Source organism: Streptomyces sp. SID5910, assembly GCF_009862125.1.
In the GTDB taxonomy this organism is placed as follows: Bacteria; Actinomycetota; Actinomycetes; order Streptomycetales; family Streptomycetaceae; genus Streptomyces.
In genome coordinates this window covers 1-8,821 of the sequence record NZ_WWHX01000002.1, presented here as the reverse complement: position 1 = coordinate 8,821, position 8,821 = coordinate 1, and the positions used below count along the sequence as shown (strand labels likewise).

General features: G+C 73.6%; 7 protein-coding genes. 5 read left to right on the top strand and 2 right to left on the bottom strand.

Translation table 11 applies throughout. The features are described from left to right. Positions 1 to 404: nucleoside deaminase (locus GTW67_RS00210; RefSeq protein WP_161162743.1), on the top strand; the 404-nt coding region annotated here is incomplete at its 5' end. A 164-nt stretch (positions 405 to 568) separates the two neighbouring features. On the opposite strand, the gene GTW67_RS00205 is transcribed toward GTW67_RS00210, so the two are convergent. Next, entirely contained in the window at positions 569 to 1,261 is a 693-nt protein-coding gene (locus GTW67_RS00205) for a chaplin family protein (protein WP_202436604.1), read from the bottom strand. A gap of 261 nt (positions 1,262 to 1,522) precedes the next feature. Between GTW67_RS00205 and GTW67_RS00200 the strand changes: the two genes are divergently transcribed. The 4 genes from GTW67_RS00200 to GTW67_RS00185 all read left to right on the top strand — a co-directional run bounded on the left by GTW67_RS00200 (position 1,523) and on the right by GTW67_RS00185 (position 7,016). Beyond that, positions 1,523 to 3,100, top strand: a complete 1,578-nt coding sequence (locus GTW67_RS00200) for an alpha/beta fold hydrolase (protein ID WP_161162741.1) — start codon at positions 1,523 to 1,525, stop codon at positions 3,098 to 3,100. Positions 3,101 to 3,191: 91 nt separating this feature from the next. Beyond that, entirely contained in the window at positions 3,192 to 4,286 is a 1,095-nt protein-coding gene (locus GTW67_RS00195) for a baeRF3 domain-containing protein (protein WP_161162740.1), read from the top strand. A 105-nt stretch (positions 4,287 to 4,391) separates the two neighbouring features. After that, positions 4,392 to 5,411, top strand: a complete 1,020-nt coding sequence (locus GTW67_RS00190) for a Gfo/Idh/MocA family oxidoreductase (protein ID WP_161162739.1) — start codon at positions 4,392 to 4,394, stop codon at positions 5,409 to 5,411. A 273-nt stretch (positions 5,412 to 5,684) separates the two neighbouring features. Next, entirely contained in the window at positions 5,685 to 7,016 is a 1,332-nt protein-coding gene (locus tag GTW67_RS00185; protein ID WP_161162738.1) for a SpoIIE family protein phosphatase, read from the top strand. 18 nt (positions 7,017 to 7,034) lie between these two features. Here GTW67_RS00185 and GTW67_RS00180 read toward each other — a convergent pair whose 3' ends face one another. Then, positions 7,035 to 8,543, bottom strand: coding sequence for a DNA-binding protein NsdB (locus tag GTW67_RS00180; RefSeq protein ID WP_161162737.1), 1,509 nt, complete (start codon positions 8,541 to 8,543; stop codon positions 7,035 to 7,037). Positions 8,544 to 8,821: the final 278 nt, after the last annotated feature.

Below are 8,821 nucleotides of genomic sequence, written 5' to 3'. Positions count from 1 at the left end.
TGTTCGGGTCGGTCCTGGTGGGCGCGGACGGCACGGTGCTGGCGGAGGACCGCAACCGGGTGGCGTCCGGCGACCGCACCCGGCACCCCGAGTTCGAGCTCGCGCGCTGGTCCGCCGCCCACCTGGCCCCCGGGGAACGGGCCGGGGCGACGGTCTACACGTCCGGCGAGCACTGCCCGATGTGTGCCGCCGCGCACGCCTGGGTGGGCCTCGGGCGCATCGTGTACGTCGCCTCGTCGGAGCAGCTCGGCGTCTGGCTGGCGGAACTGGGCGTGCCCGCCCCGCCGGTCCGGGCGCTGCCCGTCGGCGAGGTGGCGCCCGGCGTCGAGGTCGAGGGCCCCGTGCCCGAGCTGACGGAGGAGGTGCGGGCGCTGCACCGCCGGTTCCACGGGTCGGGCGCCTGAAGCACACGACACCCCCGACGCGACCGCGCGTCGGGGGTGTCGAGGGGCCCGGGGGCCGAAGGAGGAGGGTGCGGCCCGCCGGACCGGACCGGCCGACTCGGTCCGGCGGGGTGGGCACCTGGCACACCCCGCCGGCGCGAGACCAGAGCGGACGTCCGTCTCGGTCAGCTGCCGGCTCCCGGGCGGAAACGCCGGTAGAGGACCGCTCCCCCCAGGATCAGCGCCGCACCGCCCGCGAGGGCGGGCAGGGTCGTGTCCGCGCCCGTGTGGGCGAGGGTCTCCACGGCCCGCGGCGGCGCGGAGTGCGGGGTCGGCTGGGGCTGCGCGCGCTCCACCGGAGGCGTGGAGGGAGCCGGCTTCTCCGGGGTCCGCGGTTCCTCGGGACGGTCCTCGGAGGTGTTCACCGACTCGTTGCCGACGGCCGGGTTGCCGATGCCGACCACGTTCACGCTGTTGCCGCTGACGTTCACCGGCACGTGCACCGGTAGCTGCACGTTGTTGCCGGAGAGCACGCCCGGCGAGCCCTTCGCCTCACCCTCGGCGACGGCACCGCCTCCCGAGGTGCCCGACGGTGCGTCCGTCCTCTCGTGCGCCGTGGCGCCCGTGCCGGTGTTGGCACAGCTGTTGCCCACGGCCGGGTTGAGGAGCCCGACCACGTTCACCGTGTTCCCGCACACGTTCACCGGGACGTCCACGGGGACCTGGACGGTGTTGCCGGAGACCACTCCCGGCGATCCGGCCGCGGAGCCGACCGCGGCGGCACCGTCGGACGCGAACGCCGCGTACGCCGGCATCGTCACGGCCAGCGCGCCGGAGGCGGCGACAGCGAACACACCGTTTCGGGTAACCCTTCTCATGAGGTTCCCTGCCTTCCAAGACAATGTCGCGGGCGCTCGCCCGCACCGGTTAAAACGCGGGCGCACCATCCGAGTTATGGCTTATCGGCCTTTCACTCCATCGAGTGGGCGGTTTGTCGAACGAGCGGCCCGGTGTCCGTACGCCCGCGCAAGCCTTCCCACAGGCGGCGAAAGCGCCCGGAGGCGCCGGGTGCGAGGCCCGTTTATGGTGAGCGAGGGCGCCGACGACCGGTCCTCGACGGGGCGTCCCGGGAGGCATCGATGCTGGTCAAGCTGTCGACTCGGCCGTCGGTCCGGCGCTGTGCGGTCACCGGAGCGCTCGGGCTGGCCCTGCTGGGCGCGAGGCTGCCCGCCGCGACCGCGGACGCCGACGGCCCCGGCCTGTCCCGTTTCTACGACCAGAAGATCAAATGGTCGGCGTGCGGGGGCATGGAGGTGCCGAAGGACCTCCAGTGCGGGAAGGTCACCGTCCCCCTGGACTACGACCACCCGAAGAGCGGAACCCTCGACCTGGCCCTCGCCCGGTACCGGGGGACCGGCCACCCGCGGGGCTCGGTGCTGCTGAACTTCGGAGGGCCGGGCGGCTCGGGCGTCGACGAACTCGCCGCCGGCGGCAAGGACTTCATGCACCTGACCAACGGCTACGACGTGGTGACGTTCGACCCCCGCGGCGTCGGCCGCTCCTCGCCCGTGACCTGCGGCCCCGCCACCGGGGAGATCATCGAGGCGACGGACGGGGACGAGGAGATCGGCGATCCGCGCTCCGTGCTCCGCAAGCTGCGCGACGCGGCGACCGAGTGCGCGAAGCACTCCGGCCCCGTGCTGCCCCACATCGGCACGGTGAACGCCGCCCGGGACATGGACGTGATGCGCGCGGCCCTCGGTGACGACCGGCTCAACTACCTCGGCTTCTCCTACGGCACGCGCCTCGGCGCGGTCTACGCGGCGCAGTTCCCCGACAAGGTGGGCCGGGTGGCCCTGGACGGCGTGGACACGCTGACGGAGCCGCTGGCCGAGCAGGGGCTGGCCGCCGCGCGGGGGCAGCAGACCGCGCTGGACAACTTCCTCGACTGGTGTGTGGAGGACATCGCCTGCCCGTTCGGGCAGGACGCCCGGGACGCCCGGCGCCAGGTCGTCCAGGTCGTCGGGTCGCTCGACGCGGACCCGGTGCCGACGGCCTTCGGCGAGGCGTTCTCCGGTCAGGACATGGTGGGCGCCGTAGGCCAGGCCCTCTACAGCCAGGAGCTGTGGCCCTCGCTTGAGCGCGCCGTCGCGCAACTGCTGGAGGACGGCGACACCCGCGGCCTGGAGGGCTTCACGTCCGGCGGTGTCACCTTCCCCGTCCGCGGGAGGAGCGGCGCCGGCCTCACCGACGAGGACGAGGTCCCCATGGACAACCTGCCGGCCGCGCTGATGGCCATCAACTGCGCGGACGACCCCGACCGTCCGTCCGCCGACCAGGTCGCCCGGTCCCTGGACCGGCTGCGCAAGCAGTACGAGGACGCCTCACCGGTCTTCGGGCGGTACCGGCTCACCCAGGTGCTGATGTGCTACGGCCGCCCCAGGGGCACCGACTACATCCGCGACGACGTGAAGGACGTCGACACCGCGAAGATGCTGCTGGTCGGCACCCGCGGCGACCCGGCGACGCCGTACCGCTGGACCGTGGAGACGGCCGACCGGCTCGGTCCTTCGGCGGTGGTGCTCGACAACAAGGGCGAGGGGCACACCGGTTACGCGTCCTCCGACTGCGTGCACCGCAAGGTCGACGACTTCCTCCTCTACGGCTCCCTGCCGCCCGACGGCGGCTCCTGCGGAGCCGAGGACGAGGAGGACTGAGCCGTCGGCGCCGGGGCACGGGCGAGGACTCTCCCGGCGCATACCGATTGCTCCGAATGCCCGATACGTCCAACCGCTCTATGGTGCTGACATGGAGCACGATCTGAGTCCCGCAGCCCTTGCCGAGCTACGTCGGCCCCGCCCGTACCCGGCGGTGTCCGTGCTGACGCCGACGCACCGCCGCGAACCGGACAACGCCCAGGACTCGGTCCGGCTGCGCAACGTGGTCGCCGAGGCCAAGAAGCAGCTGGAGGAGGATCCGGCCGTCACCCGGGAGCGGCGCGTCGAGGTCGCCCGGGAACTGGACCGGGCCCTCGCCGAGGTCGATCTCACGCACGCCGAGGAGGGTCTGGCGATCTTCGCCGCCCCCGGGGAGCACCAGGTGTGGACGCTGGCCCGTTCCGTGCCCGAGCGCGTGGTGCTCTCGGACACCTTCCTGACCCGCAACCTCGTCGCCGCGCAGGCCTCCGAGCGGCCGTTCTGGGTGCTGTCGGTCGCCTCCGACCGCGTCACGCTGTGGAGCGGCGGCGTGGACCGGGTGGTCGAGGACCACACCGGCGGCTTCCCGCTCGACCGGCCCGCGGAGGACTTCGACCCCGAGCGCCAGGAGCGGATCGGCGACGCCCCGAGCACCTTCCGCGACGAGGGCACCCGCAGGTTCCTGCGCGACGCCGACGCCGCGATGGCCAAGGTGCTGCGCGCGCACCCGCGGCGCCTGTACATCACCGGCCCCGAGCCCGCGCTGTCCCTGTTCGACGACGCCGGCTCGCTCACCGCGGACGCCGTGCTGATCCCGCACGGGGGTCTCGCGCACGGCACCGCCGAGGCCGTGTGGCAGGCGGTGCGGCCGGTGCTGGAGGAGGAGGCGCGCGGGTCCGTGGACGCCCTGGCGAGGGAACTGGACGCCGCCCGCGGGCGCAAGGACTTCGCCGCCGGTGTCGACGAGCTGTGGGAGAGCGCGCACACCGGGCGGGTCCGGCTGCTCGCCGTCGAGGAGAACTTCCGGGTGACGATGCGGGACGACGGCGAGCATCTGATGCCCGCGGACGACGGTGACCTCGACGCCCGCGAGGACATCGTGGACGAGATCGTCGAGCAGTGCCTGGAGACCGGCGCCGACGTCCGGTTCGTGCCGGACGGCGCGCTGGAGGACGTGGACGGCATCGCCGGGGTGCTGCGGTACTGACGTCCGCCGCCGCGCCCGCCGGGCCTTGACGACCATGAAACCCTGTCCGCCGTACACGCATCCGTCCTCGCGGGTGCACGGCGGGCAGGGAAGGGGCGGGCGGACGTGAGCGGACTTCTGGGTGTGGCGGTCCTGGGCGCGGGGCACATGGGCGCCGATCACATACGGCGCCTCGACAGGGTGGTGAGCGGCGCCAGGGTCGCGGCCGTCGCGGACCCCGACGCCGGGCGGGCCGAGGAGGCCGCGGCCGGGATCGACGGGGTGGTGGTGCACACGGACGCCGAGGCCGCGCTCGACGCGCCCGGTGTCGACGCCGTGCTGATCGCCTCGCCCGGCGAGGCGCACGAGGAGGCGCTGCTGGCCGCCTTCGCCCGCGGCCTGCCGGTGCTGTGCGAGAAGCCGATGGTGCCCGACTCCGCGGGCGCGCTGCGCGTGGTGGAGGCGGAGGCGCGGCTCGGCCGCAGGCTGGCGCAGATCGGCTTCATGCGGCGCCACGACGCCGAGTACCTGCGGCTGAAGTCCCTGCTGGACGGGGGGCGGCTGGGCCGTCCGCTGATGCTGCACTGCGTGCACCGCAACGTGTCCTCCCCGCCGCACTTCACCTCGGCGATGCTGGTCAACAGCTCCGTCTCGCACGAGATCGACGCCGCCCGCTGGCTGCTGGGCCAGGAGCTGACCGCGGTGACCGTGCTGCGGCCCCGGCCGTCCTCGGGCGCGCCGGAGGGGCTGGCCGACCCGCAGTTCGTGCTCTTCGAGACCGAGCACGGCGCGCTGGTCGACGTGGAGGTCTTCGTCAACTGCGGTTTCGGCTACGAGGTCCGGTGCGAGGCCGTGTGCGAGTCGGGCAGCGCCCGGATCGGGCAGGCGCACACCATGGTGGTGACGGCGGCGGGCGGCGCCCGGGAGGAGGTGCCGCAGGACTACCTCTTGCGGTTCGCGGACGCCTACGACCGCGAGGTGCAGGAGTGGGTCGACGCCACCCGGCGGGGCCGGGTCACCGGCGCGAGCGCGTGGGACGGATACCGCGCCTCCGTGATCGCCGAGGCCGGCGTCCGGGCACTGGAGACGGGGGTGCGGACCACGGTCGAGGCGGCCCCGCGCCCGGCACTGCACACCCCGGCCTAGAACAGGCGTCCGACGAACATCCGGGCGACGACGCCCCGGGGTGCCCGTGGCCCCCAAGTCGCGTAGGAACACTACGACTTGGCCGGGCTCGGGCGTACGTCATACGGGCGCGGAAGTCGCTCCGGGAAGACGCTGGCATATGCCGCAAGCACCACCGTATCGTGTGTCGCCGAATCCCTTACAGGGCGTCGCGGGCTGTGCAACAGTCGTAACGGTCCTTCCGCCACCCCTCGGATCCGCCTTGGTCGTACCGTCTGCACATCGGAGTGCGTCATGTCGTCCCATCTCTCCGCGGACCGCCCAGCCGCCCAGCCGCCAGGACGCGGCTCGGTCGAGGCGCTGATCTCGCAGACGCGGCGGCTGCGGGGCGACGTGGACGCGGTGCGACGGGACACCCGGACCGACGCGGCCGACGCACGGGGACGGTGGCAGCGGGCCCTGTACGACCTGGCGCTGCACCAGCTCAGCGATCTCGACGAGCACCTGGCGCAGCTGCGGGACGGGCCGGCCCCCGCGCCGCGGCCCGGTTCGCTGCTGAGCCGGGTCGGCAGCGCCGAATGGAACCTGCTGACCGACGAGGCCGACTGGTCCGGTGAGCTCTTCCGGATCCTCGGTCTCGACCCGGCCGCCACCCCGCTCAGCCTCGACGAACTGCCGTCCCTGGTGGTGCCCGAGGACCGGTCGAAGCTGACCGCGATGGTCACGGACTGTCTCGTCGACGCCCGCCCCATCGACGGCGAGTTCCGCGTCGTGCGCCCCGACGGCACCGTACGGACCGTGCACATGATGGGCGAGCCCGTGCTCGACGCCGACGGCAGCACCGCCTCGATGTGGGCGGTGCTGCGGGACGTCAGCGAACTGCGCCGCAGCCAGCGGGCGGTGAGCGAGACCCGTGACTCGCTCCACCGCCCCCCGCGGGACGCGGCCATCGAGCGGCGGGCCGCGGTAGAGCCGCAGGAGGCCGTGCCACCGCCCTGGCACGCCCTCCTGCGGTTCCCGGATCAGGGGCGGCCCGGCCTGGACCTGGCCGCCGGATGCCTGCCGGCGTCCGCCGGCGCGTCCCGCTGCGCCGGCTGGTACGACGCGTGCCCGCTGGCCGGCGACGAGACACTGCTCAGCGTCGGCGCTCTCGCCGGCCCGGACACCGCCGGGACACCGGCGCCCGCCCTGGTGATCGGCGCCCTGCGCGGTCTGGCGACGGGAGGTGCGCTTCCGTCGGAACTCCCGGACCGGCTCGCCCGGTTACTGGAGTCCACCGCCCTGCCGCCCGTGCGCGACGCCGTGTACTGCGCCTACCGGCCCCCCACCCGCACCCTGACGTGGGCGCACGCCGGGGGCCCCGCCCCGCTGCTGTTCCGCGACGGGACGGGGCGCGAGCTGGACGCCGGCGGCACGACGACGCTGGAGGCCGGCGACCTGCTGCTCCTGCACACCGGCGGACTCGGACCGACGGCCGTACACCGCCTCCTCACCCTCGCCCCCCGGCTGACCGGGACAGGCTCGGCGCAGGACGGCGTACGGATCGTGACGGAGGCGCTCGGCGGACCCGGCCCACACGGCCGGCCGGACGACGCCTGTGTGCTGGTCGCCCGGGTGACGGCGTAGCGAAGAACTCGCCGCCCGCTACGCCGGGGCGATGTTCCCGCCCCCTGCCCTGCCCTTGGCCGGCTTGCCCTTGGGCAGCGCGCGTTCGATCTCCTCCCGCAGTTCCCGGATCTTCGGATAGCCGGCGTACTGGGCGGTGAGCCGGTACATCTGGCGCAGCCGGTCCCAGGTGCGGCGCGAGGAGTTGGAGCCCATCGACACCAGCGCCAGCCGCGCGTACCCGGCGGCCTGCTCCGGGTCGTCGGCGATGAAGCAGGCGGACGCCATGGAGAGATGGTCGAAGATCTTCGACCGCTCCTGTGCGTCGACCCGCAGCGCCAGCGCCTTGTCCGCGTAGTGCTGGGCGTGCGCGGCGGCCCCCGGCTCGAACTCCGCGAGCGTGCGATAGGCCAGCGCCTGCATGCCGTACAGGTCCGCCTCGTTGAACAACTGCATCCAACTCGGCGGCGGCACATCGCTCTTGTCGGAGACGAACAGGTCCTCCGCCCGGCCGAGGGTCCGGCGCATCGCCTGCCCCTTGCCCATGGACGCCTGCGCCCACGCCTCGATGGTGTGGAACATCGCCTTGGTGCGGGGCAGTACCTGCTCGCCCGAGCCGGTCTGGGCGAGCTTCATCAGGTCCAGCGCGTCGTCGGGCCGGCCCAGGTGGACCATCTGGCGGGCCGCCCGGGACAGTGCCTCGCCGGCCCGGGGCCGGTCGCCGCCCTCTCTCGCGGCATGGGCGGCGATGACGAAGTACTTCTGCGCCGTGGGCTCCAGGCCGACGTCGTGCGACATCCAGCCCGCGAGGACGGCGAGGTTGGCCGCCACGCCCCACAAGCGCCTTTGCAGGTGGGGCGGGTGGTGGTAGGCGAGGATGCCGCCCACCTCGTTGAGCTGGCCCACGACCGCCTTGCGCTGGAGTCCGCCGCCACGGGCGGCGTCCCAGGCGCGGAACACCTCGACCGAGCGCTCCAGTTCCGCGATCTCCTGCGACCCGATGGGAGCGGCCTCGTAGCGGTCGTACCCGGCGGGGTCGGCGTGCAGGGGATCGGTGAAGTGGGGTGCGTCGGCAGCGAGGGCAGGGTCGGTGTGCAGCCAGTCGTGCATGGCGCTGCTGAGTGCGGATCCCGCGGCGAGCGCGGCGCCCGCGCCCACCAAGCCGCGTCGGTTGAGCATGAGGTCCATTCCCGTGAATTCGGTGAGGACCGCCGCAGTCCGCTCGGGCGCCCACGGCACTCCGTCGGGATGCTCCTCGCTCCCGCCGCCCTGCCGTTTCCCCGCGCGCCCGTGCCGGACCAGACCGAGGTCCTCGATGGTCACGACACGGCCGAGACGCTCGGTGAACAGAACCGCCAGCACCCGCGGCACCGGATCGCGCGGGATCTCTCCCATGTCGATCCACCGCCGCACCCGCGAGGTGTCGGTCGACAGCTGGGGGTGGCCCATGGCCGCCGCCTGCCGGTTGACCAGCCTCGCGAGCTCGCCCTTGGACCAGCCGGCCAGGCCGAACAGGTCCGACAGACGGGTGTTGGGTTCTCCGCTCACGTCAAGCCCCCAGGTTCTCGGCTGAGTTGACAGTAGCCCGGTGCGGGTTGCCGGGCGACTATTCGCCACCGTTCGCCAGGGTGCGCCAGATGGTGTGCCACGGGCGGCGCGGTGTAAGGTAGGAAAGCGCCACCTCGACCCGGTCGCCGCGGGGTTACTCCCCAGGGTGGCCCCCGGCGGCCGGGCGGGTAGCGCGAAGGCTTTTCGGAGGGTGCGCCCGCTGCGACGGGCACCGCCTCCAGGCAGGCACAGCAGGCACACGAAGGGATCTGTATCGC